General features: G+C 55.0%; 17 protein-coding genes and 3 pseudogenes. 5 read left to right on the forward strand and 15 right to left on the reverse strand.

From position 1 onward, the window contains the following. Positions 1 to 14 precede the first annotated feature (14 nt). A complete protein-coding gene (locus C442_RS06695) occupies positions 15 to 194 on the forward strand; it encodes a DUF7576 family protein (RefSeq protein WP_008308944.1) in 180 nt (59 codons plus the stop codon). Positions 195 to 301: 107 nt separating this feature from the next. Here C442_RS06695 and C442_RS06700 read toward each other — a convergent pair whose 3' ends face one another. After that, the gene (locus C442_RS06700; RefSeq protein WP_008308946.1) at positions 302 to 511 is read right to left on the reverse strand and encodes a hypothetical protein; all 210 of its coding nucleotides are present in this window, start codon (positions 509 to 511) and stop codon (positions 302 to 304) included. A 159-nt stretch (positions 512 to 670) separates the two neighbouring features. On the opposite strand from C442_RS06700, the gene C442_RS06705 reads away from it, so the two are divergent. After that, positions 671 to 2,653 carry an AMP-dependent synthetase/ligase gene (locus C442_RS06705; protein ID WP_008308947.1) on the forward strand — a complete coding sequence of 661 codons (1,983 nt, stop codon included), beginning with the start codon at positions 671 to 673 and terminating at the stop codon, positions 2,651 to 2,653. A 30-nt stretch (positions 2,654 to 2,683) separates the two neighbouring features. Here the strand turns inward: C442_RS06705 and C442_RS06710 are convergent, their stop codons facing one another. The 5 genes from C442_RS06710 to C442_RS06730 all read right to left on the reverse strand — a co-directional run bounded on the left by C442_RS06710 (position 2,684) and on the right by C442_RS06730 (position 10,863). Next, complete coding sequence (locus tag C442_RS06710) at positions 2,684 to 3,076, reverse strand: secondary thiamine-phosphate synthase enzyme YjbQ (RefSeq protein ID WP_008308949.1); 393 nt, start codon at positions 3,074 to 3,076, stop codon at positions 2,684 to 2,686. Between the two features lie 89 nt (positions 3,077 to 3,165). After that, entirely contained in the window at positions 3,166 to 5,205 is a 2,040-nt protein-coding gene (locus tag C442_RS06715) for a SpoVR family protein (protein WP_008308951.1), read from the reverse strand. Further along, on the reverse strand, positions 5,202 to 6,518 hold the full coding sequence (locus C442_RS06720) for a YeaH/YhbH family protein (protein WP_008308953.1): 1,317 nt from the start codon (positions 6,516 to 6,518) through the stop codon (positions 5,202 to 5,204). Before C442_RS06720 ends, C442_RS06715 begins: the two co-directional genes overlap by 4 nt. After that, complete coding sequence (locus C442_RS06725; protein ID WP_008308954.1) at positions 6,509 to 8,791, reverse strand: PrkA family serine protein kinase; 2,283 nt, start codon at positions 8,789 to 8,791, stop codon at positions 6,509 to 6,511. The genes C442_RS06720 and C442_RS06725 overlap by 10 nt, the downstream gene beginning before the upstream one ends. Then, positions 8,791 to 10,863, reverse strand: coding sequence for a PrkA family serine protein kinase (locus tag C442_RS06730; protein WP_008308955.1), 2,073 nt, complete (start codon positions 10,861 to 10,863; stop codon positions 8,791 to 8,793). Before C442_RS06730 ends, C442_RS06725 begins: the two co-directional genes overlap by 1 nt. Before the next feature lie 612 nt (positions 10,864 to 11,475). On the opposite strand from C442_RS06730, the gene C442_RS06735 reads away from it, so the two are divergent. Continuing rightward, positions 11,476 to 11,853 carry a DUF5820 family protein gene (locus C442_RS06735; RefSeq protein ID WP_008308956.1) on the forward strand — a complete coding sequence of 126 codons (378 nt, stop codon included), beginning with the start codon at positions 11,476 to 11,478 and terminating at the stop codon, positions 11,851 to 11,853. A 32-nt stretch (positions 11,854 to 11,885) separates the two neighbouring features. After that, the gene (locus C442_RS06740) at positions 11,886 to 12,335 is read left to right on the forward strand and encodes a UPF0179 family protein (RefSeq protein ID WP_008308957.1); all 450 of its coding nucleotides are present in this window, start codon (positions 11,886 to 11,888) and stop codon (positions 12,333 to 12,335) included. Between the two features lie 24 nt (positions 12,336 to 12,359). Here C442_RS06740 and C442_RS22460 read toward each other — a convergent pair. The 5 genes and pseudogenes from C442_RS22460 to C442_RS06755 all read right to left on the reverse strand — a co-directional run. Beyond that, positions 12,360 to 12,629: pseudogene (locus C442_RS22460) on the reverse strand (acetamidase/formamidase family protein); the annotation flags it as partial. Further along, positions 12,606 to 13,011: pseudogene (locus C442_RS22465) on the reverse strand (IS6 family transposase); the annotation flags it as partial. The pseudogenes C442_RS22465 and C442_RS22460, both read right to left, overlap by 24 nt. Positions 13,012 to 13,048: 37 nt before the next feature. Beyond that, complete coding sequence (locus C442_RS20915) at positions 13,049 to 14,575, reverse strand: oligosaccharide flippase family protein (RefSeq protein WP_080504297.1); 1,527 nt, start codon at positions 14,573 to 14,575, stop codon at positions 13,049 to 13,051. A 2-nt stretch (positions 14,576 to 14,577) separates the two neighbouring features. Further along, entirely contained in the window at positions 14,578 to 15,486 is a 909-nt protein-coding gene (locus C442_RS20920) for a glycosyltransferase family 2 protein (RefSeq protein ID WP_008308960.1), read from the reverse strand. A 369-nt stretch (positions 15,487 to 15,855) separates the two neighbouring features. Further along, positions 15,856 to 16,568 (reverse strand): annotated as a pseudogene (locus tag C442_RS06755) (transposase). A 191-nt stretch (positions 16,569 to 16,759) separates the two neighbouring features. On the opposite strand from C442_RS06755, the gene C442_RS20925 reads away from it, so the two are divergent. Continuing rightward, a complete protein-coding gene (locus C442_RS20925; protein WP_161606625.1) occupies positions 16,760 to 17,905 on the forward strand; it encodes a glycosyltransferase family 4 protein in 1,146 nt (381 codons plus the stop codon). Here the strand turns inward: C442_RS20925 and C442_RS06760 are convergent. From C442_RS06760 to C442_RS06775, 4 genes are all read right to left on the reverse strand, one after another. After that, entirely contained in the window at positions 17,902 to 19,362 is a 1,461-nt protein-coding gene (locus C442_RS06760; RefSeq protein WP_049942881.1) for a sulfatase, read from the reverse strand. The two genes, C442_RS20925 and C442_RS06760, sit on opposite strands and share 4 nt — an antisense overlap. Before the next feature lie 64 nt (positions 19,363 to 19,426). Then, positions 19,427 to 20,560 (reverse strand): glycosyltransferase family 4 protein, encoded by a 1,134-nt coding sequence (locus C442_RS20930; protein ID WP_080504299.1) that lies wholly within the window; start codon positions 20,558 to 20,560, stop codon positions 19,427 to 19,429. Between the two features lie 349 nt (positions 20,561 to 20,909). Next, complete coding sequence (locus tag C442_RS06770; RefSeq protein ID WP_394324895.1) at positions 20,910 to 22,706, reverse strand: DUF6541 family protein; 1,797 nt, start codon at positions 22,704 to 22,706, stop codon at positions 20,910 to 20,912. A 596-nt stretch (positions 22,707 to 23,302) separates the two neighbouring features. Continuing rightward, positions 23,303 to 24,520 (reverse strand): Cdc6/Cdc18 family protein, encoded by a 1,218-nt coding sequence (locus tag C442_RS06775; RefSeq protein ID WP_008308971.1) that lies wholly within the window; start codon positions 24,518 to 24,520, stop codon positions 23,303 to 23,305. Between the last annotated feature and the right edge of the window lie 1,202 nt (positions 24,521 to 25,722).

The raw sequence follows: 25,722 nt of genomic DNA on the forward strand, positions 1-25,722 counted from the left end.
CACTCTCAACTAAGATGGTCGACCCGACATCAGATCACCACGAGAATATCGACGAGGACGAGGCACCGGAGTGTGCTACCTGCGGCGACGCTATCGCTAACGAAGTGACACACCGCGTCATCACATGGATAGAAGACGGCAGCGTCGAAACCGCCCACTTTTGCAACGAGGACTGCCGACTAGAGTGGCAGTAACACGTCTGTTCTAACTGTCTTCCGGACGGTGTACCGCTTTCCGGGTGCGCACCCGCGACTCCGGCCGTTCGGGTGCATCCCTTCGCTGGCAAACTCGCACGCTCTTTTCAGTCCACCTGCGCATCGATGTGGTGGACTGCGTCTGGTGAGAGGAGTCGCCCCGTGGGTAGTTCGACCCAGCCGTTTGCGAGGACGCGAACCGCTCCCTCGTGCAGGACTGTCTCTTGCTCGATATCGGCGTACACGATGGCGCTCTCGTACTCTTTGACGAACTGCTCCACGGCATCACCCCAGGCTGGTTCCGTCGAGACGACCATGTGATGGCTATCTCGCTCTCATGACAAAGCTTTGGTGCGACAGGTTGCCACTCGTCGCCCCTTCTTCCAAAACCGTTGACGGAATCAACTCCGACAAACCAATTGAGTGTTAACATCCTGCACATATTTGGGCTGGCCTAGTGAACACTGCGGTATGACATGACTGCGGGCAATCACTCTGACTGGCGGACGGCCGAGGAAGCGCACACTGATGACGTCATCGGCGACGACACGCTGGGCGAAATGTTTGCCGCAAGCGCGGTCCGGAACGCCGACACGACCGCCCAACTGTACAAGGGTGGCGTCTACGATCGGTCACTGACTGACGACGTGATACCGGCGGCTCCCGACGGCGACTACGCCGAGATCAGCTACGAGCGGATGCATCACCTGGTCAAATACTTGGCCGCAGGGTTCCGTGACCTCGGTGTCGGCCCGGACGCCCGGGTCGGTATTCTGGCCGACACGCGGATGGAGTGGGCGCTGAGCGACTTTGCCGTTCTGTCTGCGGGCGGGGTGGTGACGACCGTGTACACGGATTCCTCGCCGAAACAGGTGCAGTATCTCCTCTCGGACCCGGAGGCGAGCGCCGTCGTCGTGGAGAACGCCGAGATGCTGGACCGTGTCCTGGCTATCGAGGACGACCTGTCGCTCTCGTTCATCGTCGTCATGGACGACACTGACGTGGACCGCGAGGACGTGTGCACACTCGAAACAGTGTACAGGCGCGGCGAGGAGACGTTCAGCGAGTCGGCGTACCAGTCCTGGCTGGACGACCGCGACCCCGACGATCTGGCGAGTCTGATCTACACCTCCGGGACGACGGGCCAGCCGAAAGGGGTCCAACTCACCCACCGCAACTTCCGAGCGAACGTCAATCAGGCCCGCAGGCGAATCGGGCCACGGCCCGACAAGTCTTCGGACCTGCCGACCGTCACCGCCGAGACGCGGTCGATAGCGTTCCTCCCCCTGGCGCACGTCTTCGAGCGCCTCGCGGGCCATTTCTTCATGTACGCCTCCGGCGCGGCTGTGAGCTACGCCGAAAGCCCGGATACGCTGGCCGACGACCTCCAGACTGTCGAGCCGATGACCGGACTGAGCGTCCCCAGAGTCTACGAGCGTATTTTCGACAATATGCGAACGCAGGCCAGCGAGTCCCCGCTCAAAAAGCGGATTTTCGACTGGTCGATGGACGTGGCCCGCGACTACGCTCGGACTGACGACCCGGGACCGATACTCACTGCGAAACACTCGCTCGCTGACCGCCTCGTCTACAGCACTGTCAAAGAACGGCTCGGCGGGAACATCGAGTTCATGGTCAGCGGCGGCGGGAGCCTCTCGAAAACGCTCTGTGAGACGTTCCTCGGGATGGGACTGACGATACTCGAAGGGTACGGTCTCACTGAGACCTCACCGGTTCTGACGGTGAACCCGCCGGAGGACGTCCGTCCCGGAACCCTGGGTGCTCCGCTGACAGAGGTCGACGTTCACATCGATACCGGCGTCGTCGACGCCAGCGAGTTCGACGACGTCACTGGCGACGTGGGCGAACTACTCGTCGACGGCCCGAACGTCACGCAGGGGTACTGGAACGCGCCCGACGCGACGACGCGGGCCTTCACCGAAATCGACGGCACCCAGTGGTTCCGCACCGGCGACATCGTCGAACGGACCGACGACGACTTCCTCATCTATCACGACCGCCTCAAGGAACTGCTCGTCCTCTCGACGGGGAAAAACGTCGCGCCACAGCCCATCGAAGACCAGTTCGCGACGAGCGACCGGGTCGATCAGGTCATGGTCGTCGGCGACGACCAGAAGTTCGTCGGCGCGATAATCGTCCCGAACTTCGAGGAACTCCGCCGGTGGGCCGACCGCGAGGGCGTCGACCTCCCCGACGACCACGAAGCGCTGGTCGAGGACGAACGCGTCCACGCGTGGGTCCAGACTGCCGTCGACGCGGTCAACGAGGAACTCGAACGCGTCGAGCGGATCAAGTCGTTCGCGCTCGTCTCCCGGGAGTGGACCGCCGAGAACGACTTGCTCACGCCGTCGATGAAAAAGAAGCGCCGCAACATCCGCAGCGCGTACCGCGAGAAACTCGCAGAGATATACGGCGAGCAGCAGGTCGAGGTAGCCTGACTGATGGTCGCAAGTACTGCTGTCGCCGCCTCAGTCCGTGACGACCACGTCAACGGCCCGCTCGCGCGGACCATCACAGTCGACGAGCAGCACGGACTGCCACGTCCCCATATCGAGCCCTCCGTCGCGGACGGGAATCGTCTCGCTCGGCCCGACGAGCATCGCCCGGACGTGTGCGTCCGCGTTGCCGTCCAGTTCGTCGTGGTCCCATCCGCTGTCCGGGACGAGGTCGCCGAGTGCGTCACCGAGGTCGCCGAGTAGCCGCGGCTCGGCCTCGTTGACCGTGACGCCCGTGGTAGTGTGACGGACGAATACGGTGCAGGTCCCCTCGGCGTCTTCGGGAATCACGTCCCTGACTCGCTCGGTGATGTCGACTACCGAGAGCTGGTCGTCAGTCGCGACAGTGAACCGATTCGTTGGCATATCTCCGCCCACGAGCGGACGGGACTCAAGCGTACCGCTACGCTCAGCGTCGCAGGTCGGAAAACCCGTCCTCGTTCAAACTCCGCCCTTCAGGCAAGCCACTCGTCTGGCTTGGTGTTGTAGTCGATGTCAGTTGCTGTGAGGTGTTCGACCTCGGACCAGTCGACATCGGTGACAGTCACTTCGTCGCCGTCGTAGCGGATGCGCTTGCCGACCTCTTCTGGTTCGGGTTCGCGGTCGCGGCGCTTGGCGACCTCCACGTCGTGGTCGTCGAACTCCTTGACGATGGTCAGAAGGTTCACCGGGCGGCCCCAGAGTTCGAAGGTCCGCTTCAGGACTTCCTTGGCTTGGCCGATGTCGAGCATCACGCCGTTGTACTGGTGGGCCAACAGCAGTTCGTTTCGGTTCTGGTAGTTACCGTCCTCGACGACGACGGTTGGCTTCCCGAAGTTGGTGAACTGCAACATGAGCTTCTTCTTGACGTCTTCGTGGTCCGTCGAGGTCACCCGGTAGTCGCCCGAAGCATGGGTGTACTCGTAGGTGAAGTAGTCGTTGTCGTCGACGAACTCCTGAGTGAGGAACTCGTCGAGGAAGGTCACGTCGTTGTGGCTCTCGCGGATCTCGCGCATGCGCTCCCAGCCGCGGGTGTAATCCACGTCGGCCAGGGCCTCTTCGACGCTGTCGTAGCGCGAGTCGTCGAACATGTAGCGGGCGGTCCGCTCCAGTTCCTCCTGACCGATACGGGAGACGAAGCCGCGGTACTGGGGCTTGACCAGCGAGTAGTGCCGCTGGGCCAGTCCCTCGTAGGTCAGCACCTTCCAGGGGTACTGTTCGATGTCGAACTCACCGTCGCGGGCCGCCGCCAGCCCATCGCTGTCGACCCGCGGGTCCTCGGGGTCCAGTTCGTCGAGGTGGCTTGGCACGTCGGTGAGCCACTCGGGCGGTTCGAGGTGCTCCTGTACGGTCTCGTAATCGACGCTCTCGTCGAAGTTCCGCCAGGTGATGCCCTCGACGCGGAGCAGGCGCTCGATGACCTCCCGGCGGTTCTCCGTGTTCTCGACGTACTCCCAGATCTCCAGGCCGAGGCTGTAGGGGTTGAGCCCGCCCGACCCCAGCACCTTCGACATGTGGTCGGAGTAGAGGACGAACTCGTCGTCGCCGGCGAACCGCTCGCCGGTCATCATGATGGATTCCCAGTAGGAGGCCCACCCCTCGTTCATCACCTTCGTCATTTTCTGTGGCGCGAAGTAGTAGGCCTCCCGACGAAGCAGTTCCAGCAGCTCCTTCTGCCAGTCGTCCATCTCAGTGGCGCGTTCGGCGTCTTCGTCGTACTGCATGCCGTGTTTCCGGAGGAAGCCGAGCACGTCCTTCTCCGGTTCGGCGGGGAACGAGACGTTCTCGTCGTCGTCGCGCTGGGCGTCGAGCCACTCGTCGTCGAACACCTGCCGCTTGACCTCTTCGGAGAGGTCCAGGTCCTCCAGCTGGTCGGTCACGTCTGCCCCTTCGATGTCTTGGAACTCCTCGGGCACTGTCTCGACCGGGCTGTAGGGGACGTGCTGGTCGATGTTGTCCTCCAGACAGAGGACGTGGTCGATGAACCGCTCGACCTCGGCGCGCTCGATGTCGGGGTCCTGCATGTACTCCTGAATGGTGTCGCTGTGGCGGGCGAGCATCCCGGCGGCATCGGGCCCGCGGCGGCGGTCCTCGCCGGACGCGTCGGTCGTCGTCCGGGAGGAGCCGTCGGTGAACATGCGGAACCACTCGTTGTTGGCGAAGAAGTCCGCGTGGGCCTCGACGTGAGTGATGACGGCCTTCTGGTCGGCCAGCGTGTTCGACTCCTGTAAGAACGCGTGGGCCGGGTCGTCGTTGTTGACGATTTCGAAGGCTTTGCCGCCGAGGAACTGGCCCTGCTTCTGCTGACGGTCGTACTGCATCCCCCAGCGCCAGTGCGGGTACCGCTGCTGGAACCCGCCGTAGGCGATGAGTTCGTTCATCTCGTCGTAGTCGACGATCCAGTAGTTCACCGGGTACGGTTTCAGCCCGAGCTTTCTGGCGAGATTGCCAGCCTCTTCGACCGGTTCGTCGAGTTCGTCGGCGACGCGCTGTTTCGCGAATCTGTCGTCGTTCATTGGTCCTCCGTACTGAGTATGTCGTAGATGGCATCGACCACGTCCTCCGGCGAGGAGACGTACGCGACCGCGACGTTGTCGGCGTCGCGGAAGGAGCGTTCGACCTCCTCGGCGTGGGTGGCGTTGATTGCGTTCCCGCTCGGCTGGGTCTCCACGTAGGCGTGGAGGTTCGCCGGGATCTGTTCCATCAGCGGGATGACTTTCTCCTCGGTGTCGTTCGAGGAGTTCTCGCTGTCGCCCGCCGCGAACACGTAGCGGTTCCACTCGCTCCAGGGGTACTCCTCCTCTAAGATCTCCGCCGCGAGTTCGTACGCGCTGGAGATGCGGGTGCCGCCGCCCGAGCGGATGCCGAAGAACTCGTCGCGCTCGACCTCCCAGGCGTCGGCGTCGTGGGCGATGTAGACGAACTCGGCGTTGTCGTACTTGCCCGTCAGGTACCAGTCAAGCGGCGTGAACGTCCGCTCGACGAGTTCCCGCTTCTTCTGGCGCATCGACCCGGAGACGTCCCGGATGTTCACGACGACGACGTTCTTCTCGCGCTCCTCGACGATCTCGGGGTAGCGGTAGCGCTCGTCCTCGCGGCGGAAGGGGATCTGGTCGACGCCCTCCCGGCGGATGCGCTGGGACGTCTCGACCTTCTCGACGTTGTCCTCCATCTCCTCGATGGAGTCCCAGACGCCTTTCTCGTCGTCGGGCAGTTCCTCGTAGGCGTCGTCGATCCACGCCTTCGAGACGGGCATATTCTGCTCGCGAGTCCACTCGTAGACGGTGGCAGGGCCCCAGCCGTCGACTTTGAGCGCCTCGCGGACGTAGTCCTCGTCGAAGTCCATCGCGAGCTTCCGCTTGAGCCCTTTCTTGAACAGCCGCTCGAAGTCGAGTGTCGAGGAGGGGCCGGTTCGGGTGATATCGGTAAAGTCGCCCTCCTTCTCCTCGATGACTTTCTTGCCCTTCGGTTCGAGGTCGAGCCCCAGTTGCTCGTCGAGTTCCTCGGCGAACTCCTCGGGGTCCATCTCGTAGTATTCGTGTTCGCCGCCCTCCTCGCCGGGTTCGCCGTCCTCGTCACCGTCGCCGTCGCCGGGCTGGGGTTGTGGCTGGCCGACCGGGTCGCCCGGTTCGGCGCCTTCGCCCTGGCCGACGCCGCCCTGGTCGCGCTGGTCGTACTCGAACTCGGGCAGATCGACGATCTTGATCGGGATGCGGACCGAGTCCCCGCGTGACTGGCCGAGGTCGCCGTACTGGATGAACTCAGCGAGGTCCTGTCGGCGCTCCTCGCCCACGTCGCGGTACCGTTCGAGGTCGTCTTTCAGTCCCATCTGTAACTCACCTGGCTCATGACGTGCCGGCTCGTCAGCTCAGCCGACGCCTCAGTGTAGTCGAACATCTCGACCATGTTGTCCAGCGTCTTCGCCTTGAGGCGGGCCGTCTCAGTCCCGGACGGTGGGTTGTCCCACTGCCCGGGCTCGAAGTCCGCGTAGGTGCGCTGGATGTCGTCCCAGTCGTAGCTGCCGAGGACGGTGTTGATGACCGGAATCTCCTTGGGGTTCACGTCGCCGACGCGGAACTCCTCGTCGCGGCGCTGCCACGCGTGGCGGTTCAAGGCGGTGATAATCTTGTCCGTCCGGAACTGCTCGACGGCGTGGTCGGGCTCGTTGCCGTCGTAGTTCTTCTCGTCGAAGCGGCCCAGGTGCTCGATCTCGAACACCTTCATCTTCAGCGGGTCCGGGTCGACGAGTTCGCCCCGCTCGTTCTCGATCTGGTCGTCGGACTCCCAGGCGTAGACGTGCTCGATGTACTCCTCGACGGTCGCCTCGTCGACGCGCTTGTCCCGCATCATCGCGTCGAGCACGTCCTGTTCCTGCTGGCCGAAGATGTAGTTCTTGACGGTCACGACCCGTTCCTCGTACTCCGTGGCCTCGCCCGTCGAGAACACGGGGGCGTCTTCCAGCCCCTCGGCGACGGCGTTGAGCACGTCCCGGGGCATCAGGACGTGTTCGACCGGGAGGTCGGGATGGTGTCGGTCCTGTGGCTCGTGCAGCAGGTCGGCGACGATATCTCGGACGTAGGTGACCGGGATGCCGTGGTCGCCGTCCTCGGCGGTGGTCTCCAGGTCGTAGTCCTCGATGTCGACGCGCTCGTCGCCCTCCATCAGGTAGCCCCGGTCGAACAGCAGGGCCTTGTCGACGAGGTCCAGCCCGGTCGGGATTTCGGCGCTATCGAGCCGCGAGACGACGGCGTACAGCGCCGCGGACTCGATTGTGTGTGGGGCCAGCTCCTTGTCGGTCGCCGTCTCGACTTGGTCACGGACCGAGATGGTCAGGGGCTCCTGGATCCACGTCTCCAGTTCGTCCCAGGTCTCGGGGTCCCACACCTGCGTCTCGTTGGTCAGTTCCCGCCGCAGGAGCTGGGCTTCGAGCGAGAGGTTCGTCAGGTACGTGAACTCGTGTTTGTCCAGTCGCCGCTTGAGCGCCTTCAGCGGGTCCTGGCCCTCGCGGTCAGCGTGCTTGTTCAGCTGGGCCTCCAAGTCCGGGTTCGAGATGATGATGAGCTGCGTGTCCACGTCCATCCCGATTCCCTTGTCGAGTTTGACGTGGGACTCGTCGGGCACGTTCAGCAGCTTCTGGAGCAGGTCGGCGTGCTGGGCGGCGTCCTCGACGACGGTCAGCAGGCCGTTGCCCTGCGAGAGGACGCCGTCGTAGCTGAACGCCTGCGGGTTCTTCCGGCCCCGCGAATCGAGTTCGCGGAGCATCCCGTGCATCCACGAGCCGACGAGTCGCTCCTTTGGCGTCCCCTCGTCCTCGGAGTGGAGGATGCCGATGCCGTGGCCCACGTCGACGACAAAGTTCTTCACCCGGAGGTGGGACGGCTGAGTGACCGCCGAGAACAGGTCCGTCTCGCCCTGTCGGCGGTACTGCTCTTCGAGGAAGTCGTAGGCCTCGCGGGAGAACGGGTCGAGTTCGCCGTCGACGCGGATTGGGATGTGGTCGTCGAGGCGTTCATTGACCTCGGCGAGCAGGTCCGCACGGACGTCGTCGGGGAACACCGTCAGCGGGTGGGCCTGGACGGGACTCTCGTACCAGTCGTCCTCGTCCTCGACGGCTGCGTTCCCGTAGGTCATGCTGGTGGCGCTGCCGCCGGCCCCGGCGACGTTCCACTCGACGGTGTAGCGCCGGCCTTCGGGCGTCTTCGAGTACTCCCGAAGGCCGTTGATGAGACAGCGCTTCAGTTCGGATTTCCCCGTGGCTGTCGGCCCTTCGAGCCAGATGATCTTCTCGTCTTTGCCGCGACCCGCCGCGATAGAGCGGAGGTCGTCGACGAACGCGTTCAGGACCTCGGTGTTACCGAGGATGGCGTGCTCGCCGTCGTTGTACGGATCGTCGAAGAAGCGGTAGCGCTCCTTCTCCTCGCCTTCCTCGATGACCATCCGCGTGCCCGCCGCTTCGATGGCGTCGAGCAGGTACTTCGAGGCATGCGCCGCGACCTGGGGCGTTTCGAGGACGGTGTCGACGTACTCCGCGAGGCTCATCGGGGCCTCGTAGGCGGCGTCGAGTGACTCGTCCGCGCGGTCGATGTACTCCTCGCCGGTCATTACTCTTCCATCTCGCTTTTGGCGACCTCCGCGCCGGCGAACTCGAGGACTTCCTTGGCGCCCTCCTCGGAGTAGCCCTGCTCGATGAGGGCGTCGACCCACTGATTGCGCTCCTCGTCGTCCATCTCCGAGCTGGAGACCAGCGCGGAGAAGTTGATGTTGTGTTTCTTGTCTTCCCAGAGCTTGCGTTCGAGGGCGCGGCGCAGGCGGTCGTTGTCCTGTGGATTGAACGTGTCACCCTCGCGGGCGCGCCGGGACACCCAGTTCGACACTTCCTGCCGGAAGTCGTCCTTGCGGTCCTCGGGGAGGTTCAATTTCTCCTCGACGGAGCGCAGGAACTGCTCGTCCGGCTCCTGTTCGCGGCCGGTGAGTTCGTCCTCGACGGTCGCGTCGTCGATGTAGGCCATGACGTGGTCCATGTACTTCTCGCCCTGACGCTGGATCTCGTCCATGTCGTAGGCCAGCGCGTGGCGCACGTCCTCGATGGCCCGCTCCTTGTACTCCTCGCGGACGAGTTCGAGGAAGCGGTAGTACTTGCTGAACGACTCCTCGTCGATGGAGCCGTGGTTTTCGAGGTTGCCTTCGAGGTGGTTGAACGTCGTCAGCGGCGAGAGGAAGTCCCGGCTCCGGTGCATCGAGTCCATGATGGCCTCGGCGATCTCGTCGCCGATGAACCGCGGGGAGACGCCGTCCATCCCCTCGCCGATGTCGGCCATCTTCTCGGCCTCCTCGCGGAGTTTCTTCACGTCGACGTCGTCGGCTTCGTCGATTTCGCCGTTGTAGGCCTTGGCCTTCTGGACGAGGTCGATGGACTCGTTGTCCGGCTCTTCGATACGGGTGAGGACGCCGAACAGGCCTGCCATCTCTAGCGTGTGGGGCTCGACCTGGATGTCCGGCAGGTCGGCGTTGCGCAGCATCTTCTCATAGATCTGAGCTTCGGCCGCGTACTGGAGGACGTACGGGAAGTCGATGCGCTTGGTCCGGTCGTTGAACGCCTCCATCTTCTCGTCACCCTTCTTGTCCCGGTACTCGGGCATGTTCGTCCGGCCGACGATGACCTGGTCGATGTCGATTCGGGGGTTGTTCTTGGGCTTGATTGTCTGTTCTTGACTGGCATGGAGGAAGTCATAGAGGAACTCCCGCTGGAGCTTCAGCAGCTCCTCACCGGAGAATATCCCGCGGTTGGCGTTACAGAACGCCCCGGAGTAGTCGAACGCCCGCGGGTCGCTCTCGCCGTAGATGGCGATCTTCGAGTAGTTGACGTCGCCGGTGAGCTCCGTCTCGTCCTGGTTCTTCTTGTCTTTGGGCTCGAACGTCTCGATACCGCGGCGCTGGTTCTCGTCCGCGACGAAGCGGATTATCTCGATATGGTTCTCCAAGACCGATTGGAGGTCGTCGTCGTACTCGGCCAGCAGCCGGTCCATGTAGAACTCCGAGGCGGGGTCAAGCGACTGCTCGTTCCGGATGGTGTAAGGCGCATCGAGTTCCGCGTTGATGTCCTCGATGACCTTGTCCCGCTGCTTCTGTGGGAGGAGCACGAGCGGGTCCTGGTTCATCGGCGACCGGACCACGTCGTCGGCAGGGTCCTGGTCGTGGATGACGTCACAGAGGTTCGTCCAACGGAACGTGTACATCCGCCCGTCGTCCCGGCTCGTGTAGTCCTCGAAGTAGCGCCGGACCTGGCGGTCGAAGTCGGACTTGCCCGACCCGACCGGCCCCAGGAGGAGTTTGATGCGCTTCTCCGGTCCGAGCCCGCGAGCGCCGGATTTGACCTTGTTGACGAACTCGTGGATGGCCTCGTGGATGACCCGCCCGTAGAAGGTGTTCTCGCCGTCGTTGAGCGGGTCCTCGCTCGCCAGTTCGTATTCGACCACGCCGGCCTCCTCGTCGTAGGTCTTGCCGTAGTAGTCGAACATGTCCGCCACGCGCTGGTGGGCGTTGCGGGCGATCGTCGGTTCGTCGTACAACTGTTGTAGATACCAGTCGAACGTGTTCGTCTTCCGGAGGTCCGCCGGTATCGTGTCACGGTACTCCTTGCTCAGCGCTTCGAGTGTCTCTTTGTTCTTGCTCATGCTATCTCAGTAGTTCGTCGTGGCTGCAGGCGACCACCGACTGTTGCGGGACGGTCCCGGGGCTGTGTGGCTACTCGTCGTCGGTGCTGTCCGCTGCAGATGTGACCGCGTACAGCCGCCGAATCACCCTTCGCTGCAGGGTGACGCGTGTGCCCTTCCATGGCTGACCTGCCGGGCGGAACACGGGGACTGCTCCGACCTGCTGTGGTAACGGGAGACAGTGTGGAACTGTTTCCGATACTATTTACCGTACGAACTCTGTTCGTATAAGAACTTTGCCCTCTTGTGGGTATACCGCCGATAAATTCCGACGCTGCGATAGGCCGAACACGGGGATGGTGGGCCATATGTATGTTACCGTGCATCGTTGATTTCGAGTTGGGTTTATATACTGTGTCGGTTGTCAACTGTTCTCTTCGGTGTGTCGGCCAGTGTTTAGCGCTGGATTGATGTGAATCTGTTGCTGGTTTGATTGGCCACTGAGAACATCCCACGCGATATTGCGGCTCGACGTATCGACGCTGCCGCCGTCAGCACGAGTGTCGGTATCCGGGCCCGGCGGATTTCGGGACGGACCAGCGGATTCTTGCCGGTCCACGCCAATTCGACGGTATGGACCTGTCGGCCCTTCCCGAAGACTGGACGGTGTGGAACGAGACCGACGACAAGCTCATCCTCGCGTACCGCCCGGACATCTTCGACTCCGAGCAGTTTCCAGCGCCGTGTCTCCCGACGATCTATCTCACGCGCGGGAAACGAACCCGACGCCCCGGCGCGGACCGGACCGGGGAGAGCTGGTACGTCACCTTCTATCTGGAGCCCGACGTCGAGCGCGACGCCGACTCCTACGAACGCCGCGACACTGCCGTCGAGGGTGCCGTGGAGCTGGCGACCCGGTTCGCCGACGGCGAACTGGACTACCACTCGCTGTATCAGGTACCCCGCGAGGCGTATCTGGACAAACTGGACGAGCTGACCGGGCGGTCATGACGCTTTACCGTGGCGACACTCTATAGCCAAGTATGACTACTGTCACGCTCGTCGGGACGCGCCTCGCCGAGGTCGGCGAGGAATTCGTCTACCGCGGCGAAGCTAGCGGCTGTGAGGGGTGCCCGTATCGGGACCAATGCCTCAATTTGACCACGGGGAACCGGTACCGGATCACCAACGTCAGACAGAGCGGCCAAACGCTAGACTGTGCTATGCATCAAGACGGCGTGCGGGCCGTCGAAGTCGAGCCTGCGCCGATCCAGGCGAACGTGCCCTCGAAGGGCGCGTATGCTGGGAGCAAGGCCTCGCTGATGGGCCCCTGTCCTCACACTGAGTGTCCCAGCCATCCCTACTGTGAGCCCGCCGGCGCTGAATTTGACGAGGAATATCGGATTGACGAGATTATCGGCGATCCGCCCCACGACTACTGTATGCTAGATCGTGACTTGACGTTGGTTGAGTTGGAAGCGCCCGGAGAATAGGTCAACTACCCCATCTTATGGCCCTTACTGCGTTTGGACGGCATCGCCGAGGCCGCGATCCTCTAATATATCCAGCGGGGAGAGCATATCGAGCTGGACGACACCGGGGAGCCGACCGATCTGGACGCCGGCGGTAAAGGTACAGCGCGCCCGGACCTCGCCCTCGCTCGTGTCCAGCAGCGTCGTCGCCCGGTCGAAGGCGTTCTGCGTGGCGTCGTTGACTGTCGCACCTGAGCCGACCACCTGGATCGGTGCCATGTTTTCCTGCACGTCGACGTCGTGTTTCTCAGAGAGTTCGGTGAGAAATGCATGGGCGAGAACCTTCGTTGTAGTCGGTCTATGCTTCGTATGGAGCAATTTGTTCGTTTGTGGATCGACAGCGGCGTACATCCAATATCTCTCACCGTTGAGTTGGATCACAGTTTCGTCAACCGCAACGTGATCCGGTGTCTGTCCATATTTGGGCTGTAAATCTGCTTTGTGAACCCAATTATAGACAGTTGATCGAGCGCGTTGGACACCGAATACCTCAAGCACTGAGACAGTATCCGAAAGTGAAGTCCAGCCAATGCAATTGAATACTCAGCTTCATCAGCAGTCGCGGTGTCGCTTCTCGCTCCACAAAATCTAAGCCGATTCGGTCGATACTACCGCCGAGGCCGGCGTTTTTGGGCATAGACACTTCAAAACCGCCGTGCCTTACTCTTCAATCCTTATCTGAACACTACAGAAATATCTTTAGTAACATTTAATTTTCTAATTATTAATCGTATATATCTACTGATTGGGGTGGGAAACCTATCAGTTATCTCGAAAATCTCGCTCGCAGAAATACTGCCAATGTTGAGTGCGACTATACTGTACAAAATGAATCCGATTGGCGGAACAACAATGAGACTATATGGATTTGGTAGTAGCCATGCTGTACCAAAAATCACTGGAGCAGATACGGCAATCGTAGTCGTGGTCTTGGCTAATCTAAGATCAGAGATTGGGTCGAATCCGATTTTTTTACATACACTAAGATGTAAAAATAACATCGAACTATAACTGATACTTGTCGCAATTGCTGCTCCATTCATCCCATACCGTGGAATAAGTATAATATTCAATACTATATTTAGTCCTGCAGCCAAACCCGTAGCAGCGATTAATAACCGAAAATCGCCTTTCGCCTGACCAATTCCCATAATTGGACGCGTAATCGAAAATCCGAAAGTCCCTGGAAGAAGAATCAGTAAGGGAGTTACAGTGGGTGCGAATTCTGCGCCATAATATAGGGGAATAAAATCCCTTGCAAGCGCTGCCAACCCCATCATTAGCAACGCCGTCAGTAGTACATTGTAGCGTGTCAATTTTGATGACAGCTCCGATATTCTCTTACGCTGATCGTTGTTCCATAGATCCGCTACCGAGTGCAACAATAGTTTCTGTAATGACATTGGTGCGAACCATAGGAATTCGGCAATTACCAATGCCGCTCGATAATATCCAGTCTGATCCTCTGGAGCTAATGTTTCTACGAGCATAACATCTACATGATAAAGCGAATAGAGGAACAAAATGAGTATGAAGCTCATGAAATTAAATGACATAAGATCTTTACGTGGGATGTTACGTTGGAGCGTAAATATAGACTTAATCAAATCAATCCTTTTCGATAAACTAATTAAACCCATAAGAACTAACATCATTGTTCCTGTGATGTGTCCAATGAGGACCCCGTTGACTCCATAATTAAAATGTACAAGTGCGATTGCAGCCACCCCAAATACCAGTTTATTCAGAACATTCAGTGACTCACTTATGTGCTCTAGACTAAGGCCCATCAAGCCACCTCTAACAACTGACCGCAACTGTCGAGCAAGCAGCAAGAGAATTGAAATATACAAATAAAATTCAAACTCCGGACCCAAGAGCCTGCTCACTACACCACTTGCTGCAAGTAATGCTAAGCCGACAGACACGATTATACCGATTCCAGATGCCAACTTAAGATAGAAGCCAAATACATTGGCTTCCCAGTCTGGTCGATCGTGGGTCTCAGCGATATACTTACGGGTGCCATCAAATATTCCAGCATTTGTAATAATTGTGGTAATTGATATAAATGATAATACAAATGCGTAGTCACCATAATGGCCCTGCCCTAGCATTCGGACCAATAATGGTGTAATTAATAACCCGAGTAAAAGTGAGGAAAATTTACCAGTTAAGATTGATATGAATCCTCGTAGCATTTTCAGCGATCAGTGTTAATTATATCACCGCAACTTTTGACAGTTTTATATCCTGGTTGGCCCAGTAAAGAACCCAAAAATTGTCCGATAAGGACCGCATCTACGTTTTCCTCATAGTATATTGTCTTTGCGAAACTAAGTATGGCTTCGAAAGACCATACATCGTTGTATATATAATCAATGCCACGCCGCCTATATGCATTGGCAAGCGCGCGATCACGGAGATGCTTGTTATTTTCATAGAGGTGTTCAAAGTCGTTGATGATGCTAAGCAAAGCATCAGAATATTCTAACCCCTCTGATAATTTGTTACCAAGGTCTTTTTTCACTACCAAGCACTCATCAACAAAGTCACATTCGCCGTGAGCTGATGCCCGTATTTTAAATGGCATATCAGTCGCAGCGGGGTATGAATTAAATGGGGAGAGTTCTCTCATTAGGGGGCCATCAAACAGTAGCGTTGAGGTGTGGGCTGGTTCAACATTAAATTGTAAGATTAAATCCAATATATCGCCCCTTGCATCCTTATCTGGACAAAGAAAATTATTTTTTTGATCTTTCAGTCCACAGTACACGACTGTAGCTGAAGTATTTGATTCCATGACCGACACCTGTTTTTCAATTTTTGTGGGGCGTAATATATCATCATCATCAAAGAGCTGTATGTATTTTCCCTGCGTTGCGTCAATTCCAATAGATCGTGATTTATTAACCCCTATATTACCATCATTTGGTATGTAGGTTAAATCAAACTCTTCAACAACGGGAGCTGCATGCTTCTCTCCTGAATCATCTACGACGATAATTTCTATATTGTCGTACGATTGTGACTTGACGGATTCAATTGCCTCCCTGAGCCCATCATTGCGATAATATGTGGTAATAACGACTGAGACTAGTTTCTCATCCATTACAAGATGAATTTACCTTGATACAATTAGCTCTTATTATTCGACAATTATTTCTCACTCATTCCTCCTGGGAGATCTTCCTCAGCCAGCAAGTTGGCGAGCTTAGTTTTCTTTAATCGAGCGCTTCATGGCCCCAATATGCTGTTTTATTCAGACTCTTCTACTGTGGGTAATGATCTCAAATAGAGTTTCACACCGCAAACCTCTATGTATGATCTTTATCATATACAACTTCAATACTATGTTAGGCATAACCTCGAAGAATAATAAAACATCGCTCTAGCACTGCTTGTTCGATTCAGCAGATTGTAAGTGCTCCAACTGAAATTCTTGTACAATTTAATTTAATGAGGGGTGTCGTAGAGGATTTCACACCGTGATCACGGTATTTTCTGGATTGTATCCGGTTCGTAGTTGGTGATTACGACGACGAGGCGAAGGCACAGTGCAAGAAACACTTGCACTCGTGCGTGGACGCGGTCTCGGGTGAGCACACACCATAGGCCGCAGTCCTTCAACGATTCGTTAGCTCGTTCGACTCTCGTGCGGCGGTTGTACGTTTGTCTAACGTCGATTGTTCGACCGAGACGATCATGCAGCCGTATCTGTGATAGTACTCTTCAGTCGTTGGATCGTACACTTCGGCGCGTCTTGATCGGCGGGTATCGCACTCATATCTGCTGAATCGGTGCAGTAGGTCAAGTCGAGCAGGCCGCGGCGGGCGGCCTGCTCAATGAAGTGGTCCAAGACTTCGTCGACGACGTGTCCAAGATCAGTGAGGAAACGATCGACCGCGTTTCTTGACGGTGGTCGATCGAAGCCACGGCTCATCCAAACGGACGTGTTCCGAAACTCGCGTTCAACGGGACGAATGCCGTAATATCGTGGTAGTAGCAATGGAGAAACCACGCATCATCTCTGGTGGCTCATGCTCTCGTGTTCCCCCTGTCTCCGCCGGGGTGAACACGTCTAACCTTCGAAAACCAGAAGGAGAGATGCTCAAACAACGCTAGCGTCTCTGACCCCACGACATTGAAGAACGTCTCTACCGAAGAATCATCTAACAGGGTCGCTGAGCTCATTCCACCTCAGCGTTCACCCTGCTCTCTGGTGCGATAACCGTTCTATGACACCCTCTTAGCGAGTCTACTACATTTGAGATGCTTTGGTCACCTTATGCTGCGACATTTCAGTTATGGTGTTGTTCAACGTGTTAACATTTCACTTCTTACTTCATTACGGTTTTATATATCTGGTTGAGTTATATCCGACTGTGAATGCCGAATTCTCCCCTAAAATTCTAATTCGTTCAGCTCGATCACTTCACCAACCTCCTGCCGGCGGTGCAGGCCGCTTGATGTGTAACATTGCGAGGTCATTGGGCAGCACGAACTGGGAGGTCAACATTCTTTGTCCACAACCTGAAGAGGTGGTCCCGAAGACAGAGTTAGGTCAAAATTGTACTTACCATTCATTTCCCTACTCAAACCCAAAAACGGCATCCGAACGTCTATTCGGCTCGGTGAGGGGAATGAATAAATTCCGTTCACTTATACAGGCTGAAGATCCAGACATTATTCTGGATGACATTTCTCATATTCCCTACTATCCTGCACATTTCTTTTCAAAAAACTCAATAAATTCGATTTTTATGCACACGGCATTTTTCAACTCCGCTTGGGAATTTAACGGTCCTATAAAGGGTTCTGTGGTAAATATTATTGACCGGTTGTTACCGTATATGAACGACCCAGAACTGATCTGTGCTAGCAGGAGCACAAAGCAGAGAATGAAACAAAAAACTAGATACAACGATGGGTATATATTGAACCCTTGTATCAATATCTCCGAGTTCCAATATCAGTTTGACTCAAAATCAAAACGACTTCTATATTTGGGACGTCTCACACCTCGTAAAAATGTCTCCTGTCTTATAAATGCCTGGGCTCAAATCGAACCTAAATACAAGAATTATACACTATCTATCGCTGGGACTGGAAATCAAGAAGAATCTCTAAAGCAATTGGCTGAGGATCTAAATCTTGAGAATATTGAGTTTCATGGATATGTTGGTAAAGAGAAAAAGCAACGCCTTTACCGCGAGTCACTGTTATTTATTGTTCCTTCACTCATGGAAGGATATATGACGACAGGACTTGAGGCTTTAGCATCTGGTACGCCGGTTGTCGGGTCCGATACATATGGAATCCGAGACTATATCAACGTAGATTCAAATGGATTCTTATTTGAGACGAATAACGAACAGCAATTAGCAGAAATATTGGATAGCGCCCTATCTGACCCAAAAACACTACAGCCGCTAGCAGAGAATGGGAGGAGGCTGGCGGAAAAGCATTCATTTGAAAAGTTCAAAAAAAAGTCCAATAAGGTATTTGAAAATTTGTTACGGAAGAATTAAATATATCCCAAATCTTCCAACCTTTCTTGAGCATCCTCATCGATATTTTCGTTTGACGTCGTTTCTATTGCGTCAAATGAACTAATCCACGTATCAAGTGTGGAGCACATCTCATCAACCACGTCTGGTTTATATGCCGATAAATCGTCCTTTTCATCTTGATCTTTCACAATATCATATAGTTCCGTAGACCCATCTGACCCACGTATTAATTTATATTGCTTATTACGTATCGTTTTGAGCGATCTATCATACATATCCATACAGTTGTTCGGGTCACCAACCCGTTTCTCGATGGATTCGCGTGAAGGCTGGGGTGTAATATATTCCGCGATTACATGGTCTCTGTCTTGTTCAAAGATAGGTTTTCCTTGAGTCTGATTGCTAAACGAACTGCTCCCAATACCTATCTCTGAGAGTAAGGTTGGTGCTATATCTGTGAGCTGTACAAGATCGTCAATACTGCCTTGATCAGTGAACGAACCACCATGTGCTACAAGTGGAACGTGTAGAAGAGAATCGTATAAACAGTATTGATGATCCATTAGGCCGTGGTCACCTATGTTTTCTCCATGATCTCCAAGAATCATAAGAACGGTATTATCCCATTCACCTATAGACTTTAAATGGCCGACTAGAGCACCTATCTTGGAGTCTACGTACGCAATCTCAGCGGCATACAGGCATTTAAGGATCTCAAACTCAGACCCTGTAAGCGAAAGCTGGCCGGTTACATACTTCCAAGGGTTTTGTGGGACCTCTATTGCGTCCTCATAGCTGACATCATCTGGAAGGAACTGCTCTGCTAACTCACGTTTAGGTGCATATTCTAAATGAGGCTCAAGATAGTTTATGAACATAAAGAACGGCTCTTGTTTTGAATGTGAGTCAATCCACTCTGTAATCCATTCGGTAGTTTTCCGAGCTCCCTCATCATCTAGTTCACCAAAACGAAGCTTAGCATATAATGCGTTGAGAACGTTTTTAAATACATTTCCATTAAGCATCTCTCTCATAATAGCCTTCCACATATCTCGCCCGTTATTCATCAGGCCAGCCCTCCCTAAGTCTGTCTCAGATTGAATATATTGCCACCCCTTATAGAAATCATCAAATCCCCTCCCAAATCCAAAAGATTCGCTAATCCACGCGTTATTTGAAGCGCCAACTGTGGCATAACCCGCCTCTGAAAAAACCTCTGCGAGAGTCGTACTCTCATCTGGCAACTGTTTTGATCCGGCATGGGCCCCATGCTTCGACGGATACTGTCCCGTAAAGAGGGACCCATGAGAAGGTAATGTCCACGGAGCTGCACTAAACGCATTCGTGAATTTGGTTCCAGACTCTGCAAGAGAATTGATTTCTGGCGCGACTTCTACCCCATTTTTTTGCCCATGAACGAAATCATACCTCGCTGTATCCATTACAATCAGAATAACATTATTTGCTTGTTCCATCGTTGAGAGGTGCTTTGTGTCGGTGGGTAATATGTTTACCCAATACTACGAAACCAATCGAGATTTAATATAGAGTGGAATAAACGTTCATGACTTTTTTAGCCCGTCGTTTCCACGTTAGATTTTCAGCAACGTACCTACGTGCGTTTCGCGACAGTTGTTTTCGCAACTCATTATTTTTAAACAATATACTGATTTCGCGTTCAATTTCATCTGGTCTTCCGGGCTCAAGTAAAACGCCGGACTCGCCATCTGTAACGACTTCGGGAACACCTGCGATTTCCGTAACAACGGGAGGAACTCCCGATGCCATCGCTTCTAGCATCGTGAGTGGTAGTCCTTCGGAGTAAGAAGGCCGACAAAACACGCTAGCAATATCGTACATCTCTGAGATGTCCTCGACGAAATTATAAACCGTCACCGACTCGGATATGCCCTCTGCTTGAATCATCTCGTAAACATTCTCTTCCATGGGCCCACTCCCCACGATGTGTATTGTTGCATCTGGATGTGTCTCAAGCAACCCTGGAAGTGCACTCAATAGGTCCTGAATGCCGTTGTTGCGAACAAGTCGCCCGATGTATAGTAGTGATTTTTTCTCAGTAGGAACTGGAGAGAACTCTTTTATATCGACTGCGTTTCGAATTACTTCTGTTCGATCCGCTCCGAGCGACTGGGTGATTAACTCGGCAGCAGCACTGACGCAGATCACTTGGTCGCTTTGAGAGATAATGAATCGACTAATAGTCTGCTCAAACACTCTCGCTGCCGCTCCTCCAACCCCCGAGATCATCCCGATATCTCCTAAATGAACCGTCGTCACTAGTTTGTAGTTTGCTCGCACTGAGTAGGCAGCGGCCAGTGCTGATGTATAAAAGAATCTGTTATGTGTGTGTACTATATCCGGCTGAAAGTCCCGAAGGACGTGTCCAAACTCACGCAATGCGGACACAGACAACATACTCTGTAAACCGACTTTATTGGTAAGATCAACTCCGGAAGACGTATAAAAAGAAATGTCAGGGATATCTGCCAAGTCGAATTCACCAGTCCCGTCATCAAGTGTGAATACACCAACACTGAATCCGTGATCAACTAGATGGAGTGCCAACTTTTGTACAACCTGTTCAACTCCGCCATCACTCGGTGGTAAATGGTCAGAACACAGCAAAACCCGATCCCCAGATCTCTGTTCCATACCAACCGGGTAGACGTTACAACTCAAAAGGGTATCTCTTTAAGATATAGAGAATATAGTGTCAGTCTGTACCTCATATGGATCGTTTCACTCATTTCTTCTGTACACAGCCCCTGTCCATCTTTCCAAGCATATACCAATAGGACAATAGAATTGATATATTCGCGTCATTTGGCGAAAGCCACAATTGTCTATAGCGGCCGAAGCGCGGTAATCCACGATTATAAGCACTACAAAGTCCCATTAGATAAATTATAATTGGTACCACAGGTATATCGGTAGCTCTTATCAAGGCTGGCCATTTGGCTAGCGCTCTTCACTCGTAAAAGTTGGATACACAATTTCCCCATCAGCGGACCCACCATATCCATGAGCCACCATTGTCGTACACTTGCCGGGCCCTATTATCACTTCTAAGCCTTGACATTTCCCCATCGGAGATGTATTTCACGTACTGGCGTCGGTTGGGGGGTTCAACAGCAACCCAGTCCTGGTTTCGCTCTGAGATGACGATGTACCCTCGTCCATCAAACAGACTTGAGACGGACTTATTCGTCGTATACCCGAGATCGTCCGGGAGCCCACTGTTGGGTCTTAGCTGGTGGAACGGACGCTCCGTCCAGGGAATATTTGAAGCACGCTGCGTTCCGATGGTGTACTCTGATGCGATCGCCGACACCCGAAGCGACCGTGTGTTGAGGTCGTAGTTTGCGTAGGTCATGTGATGGTTTACCCCTTCAAATTCGGCCTGGGTGGCGTGACGCCGCTCATCATAGACGTTGAAGACTGCAAGACTGCCTGCTGTGATGACGACCAACACAAGTGCGCTTGTTGCAACGGAGTTGAGTAACACGCCGCTGCGTAAGTTGTCGTTGTGTGTATGTAGCACTGCCATCCCGAGGCCAATCAGAAGAATTGCCCCGAAAAGTGTCAGTTGGTTCATACGGTAAAACTCGGTAATTATTGCGCGGAACATCACGAATATTACACCGATAGTCCCGCCAGTGACATAGATGGCACAAGCCACCACTTCGCCGGACTTGATATCTCGGCCGTGAAACAGCGTGTATCCGAACCACAGTGCGATAACGCCACCTGCTGCGAGATATAAAATAAGGGTTCCGAACTCGCCAATGGCGTAGCGCCGGATGACTTGCCAAGTCGTGTAGCCTGAGGCTCCTGCCTCACCAGCCCTTGCTGCTGCACCCGGAGAGGCCGCCACGAGTGACAGAGCTGTCTGGCGAGCCAATCGACTAAATGTCGGCATCGCAAAATACCAAGCCACAAGAGGGATTGCGATCAAGAGTCCCCATGTCACACGATACTGGCGCTCGATCTCAACGGTGCGCCAATTATATGCTGTGACGGCGATGAGCCCACATCCGAGCACGACTCCCGCGAGGGCGGCCGACATCGGGTGGATAAACACAATACCGAATAATAATACAGCCGCACAGAGTGTCGCTGAGACTGTGTTTGACCCAGCCAATTGGCCTTTCCGCAGGGATTCGGCGACAAACAGCGTGATGGGCAACAGTGCGAACGCAATAAACCACGGCATCAGATGCTGCATATACTTTCCTAGCACGAGCGGAACCGCTGCAATGAATACGCACTGTCCGGCGGGCTTTCCGCCGAGGGCGCGTCCGAACACCGCACAGCCGGCGACGAAAACTCCTGTAACAAGGTACATCACGATCGGCTGGAGTGCCTCAACCGGTAACCCTGTGATGAGGGCGGTCTGTGCGACGATGAAATGCGTCCCGGGATACATATTCGATGCCGGACTCGCTCCGGTTGACATGATATACTCAGCGTATGAAAAATGCATCAGGGCGTCAGCCCGAGAGAACGACCAGAATTTGAACCCAGTTGCCTGTGGCAGGAAGTATAGCACGCCATATGTGGCTCCTATGATCAGAGCACCGCGAGCGAACAGTGGCCGCCGCTGGGCAAATGTTCCACGGACGAGAAGGCCAAGACCGCCAACAAGTGCCAACACTAGTCCAGCCCAAACCCAAATTGGGACGAAATCATAGAAACTCGGTGTATACCCTGCTGATTTTGTAGTGCCGACTGCCCCAATCGCAGCGGCACTAATCCCTACTGTGCTCGCTGCTGTTAATCCCCGATCCAGTTGGTTCACATCCTCCTGTCAGTTATCAACCTAGTTAATATTTCTCATGCCGATTATTGAGACTGTTTACGTCTCTAATTCAGTTCTCAGCGGCTTCTCAGATTACACCGATAGCTGAATTTCTGTTGTGGGTGTTTTTCAGACACATTCTCTCGCCATTTGGGTAGCGAAAAATAACGGTATCGCTTTGGGATAAGTCAAGAGCAATTGAAATGGTCAGATTTACACTCTCATTCGTCCCTAAGTTTGTTGTTGAGTTGGCTCTTTCAATTATTTGTCCATCTATTGGGAAAGTGTTCTAGCAGACGGGGGTATAATTTGGTGTCTGGATCTAATTCAGGCCGGGAAGCGGGAGAAACCAGGGTCACACAAGATATCTTGGACCAAGGGGAAATTATGAATGAAGTCAGGCCCGTCGCTCCATTCCATATGTTCCACGCATTGACGATTGGCGGCGCATCGAAGAGCCATGCACCGACTTGTGTTACGTCGGCCGAGAACTCATCGTGATCCTTGGTCCCGTCCTGTCGCCGGTACGGCTAACGACTAACCCAGCGCACCGTGACCGAAGCCGACCCACACACCTCGTAACGAGTGAAACATCGTCATGGGTCCCCGCCCTTCGCTGAGCTCTCAATGGCTTGGATGACAACCTCTGGATCCCGAAGCAGTCGATGTTCCAGGTAGCTCCCTTCACCCTGTCCACCCCCTGTGTGATTCGACTCAGTCACCCCGAGAAACGACTGTTCTTTCAGCAGCCGGTACACGCGATCCTCGGAGAGTGGATCCGCTCCAGCCTGCTCAGCGACCTTTAAATAAAGCGTATAGATCTGATGAGTTCGAAAAGCTTCCTGAGCTGGGTTGTCGACGGTAAGTAGCGCCAGCGCTCGGAGGATGTATTTCACATGCGGCGTCGTCCCACGCACGAGTTTCTCGAAGCGGTTCACCTCCGCTCGTTGGACGGCGTCATCGACGTGCGAGACTGTGACTGTCTCCGTCCCCTGTTTCTCAGCGAGACGACCAGCTTCGTATAGCGTATCGATCGCTTTCCGTGCATCCCCGTGTTCTTTGGCTGAGAGGGCAGCGACCTTCGGGATCACATCGTGCTCCAACACGTCCGGTTCGAAGGCATCCGTCCGGTTGTCCAAGATTGCTCGTAACTGACCAGCATCGTAGGGGTCAAAGACGAGTTCGTTCTCCTGCAGACTTGAGTCGATGCGTTCGCTCAAGCGCTCGCGATATTCGATCTTGTTACTGATGCAGATGGCGCCGACGTGTGTCTCTGCCTTCCCGCTCTCGCGAGCCCGAGAGAGGCTGCGTAACAGTTCATCATCGTCTAACTTGTCGATTTCATCGAGAATGACGACCAGTGAGTTAATGTTGTACTCCTCAAGTAGGTCCCAGGTGATGTCACGGTAGTCGGCGGCTCCGATCCCGACACGCGGGACGTCGATATCTGCGTCGAGGCTCGCCACTAGTTTGCGTGCCATCTCCCGGCTTGCCTTTGCGTCGGTCTGATAATCGGAGCAGTCGACGTACGCCTGCTGAAACGAGATATCGTTTGCCTGTGCCTCGAAGTGAGCCTCACGAGACACACACCTCGCAACGAGTGACTTTCCGGTTCCGGTCTTGCCGTATATGATCGTACTCTCCGGTGGGCCGCCGACCGTTGCTGGACCGAGTGCTTGCCCGATAGCGCTGACTTCGTCGTCCCGCCCAACGACTCGCTCCAGATCGGGGACGTGGCCGACGCGTACCAGTTCCCTGTTAGCAAATATTCCGCCGGTTTTGAAGATATTATCATCCTCATCTGAGTCTGACATTATTTACTCTATCAAATCCGTCCCTGTATGATAAATGTAGCGACCAAGCAACGAGTGAAGTTTAGTAAAACCGGTCTAAAACCATTTTAGTAGCTTTTCACATAAATTTATATATGTCTGAGTGGAGTTTCACACACCCACTACCGAGTGTAATCGCCTACTGCCCACACTAGGCTACTTGAAGTCACGCGCGGGAAGGCATGCAGTCCACGATGGACTATATCTAGATCGGAGTACCTTACCCTCATTTCACCACTGGCGCAGCGTCTACTTACAGTAAACGCCGAACGACTGGCCGAGAATACACAGCTTACGTTCGGTTCATGATCCGCTCATGACGAGTATCTCTCTGTCAACGACGATCAGCGGTCAGTACACTCGGTACTTGGTGCGTGCCTGCGAGATCCATTTGTGGACTATTATAAAACGCAGTCGGGTTGCATATTCGATGCAACCCGCAACTTCACGGCTTTTGTCTCAGTCCGCTTTTCGTCCCGAAACCCGCTTACTTGCCGCTCATCAGAGACGCTGTGGAGATCCGATCTTTCACTCGGTGTGGGGTGTGTCTGAGACGAGAATCTATCGGACAGACAATGACAACCAGCCAGTACACTCGGTATCAGGTGTGTCCGGGACAAGCTTTCCGCCAGTCAGGCAGGACCAGCACACCTGTACCAACGGCAGATCCACCCCAAAGCACCACCCACGGCAGCAGCCGCGTAGTCCATATGAGAGCTCACGAGGGAAGCGATACGACAGTCCGGACACGAGCGATTCGAGCGCGGTACGACGTCATTCACCACCGGGCGGTGACAGGTGCACTCTTCCCTCGGTGGATGCAAGGTTACCTACACGAGCTCGCCATGCTGGGAATCACCAGTTGGGTTGAGTAGGATACAGACGACGTTGGAGGACGGTACTACGAGTACGCTCTTGCTGCGAATCCACTCCCTGTATCGAGACAATCAGCAAAACGGTAGGCCACATGGGTATTTTCAAGGAAGTACAACAGCATCTTGATCGGAGTCACTGAGCTGTCCTCGATACGAGGTCGTCCGGTTCATCACGGCCAACAGCAATCCCCGCGATCATTGCCTCGACAGCACCAATCTGTTCCCCGGAGCGAGCAAGATCACGTTGAACGTCCACGGCACGACGCGCAGCTTCGCTATCGTATGGCACTAACGGACTGTCGTCGAGAA

Source organism: Haloarcula amylolytica JCM 13557, assembly GCF_000336615.1.
Taxonomy (GTDB): domain Archaea; phylum Halobacteriota; class Halobacteria; order Halobacteriales; family Haloarculaceae; genus Haloarcula; species Haloarcula amylolytica.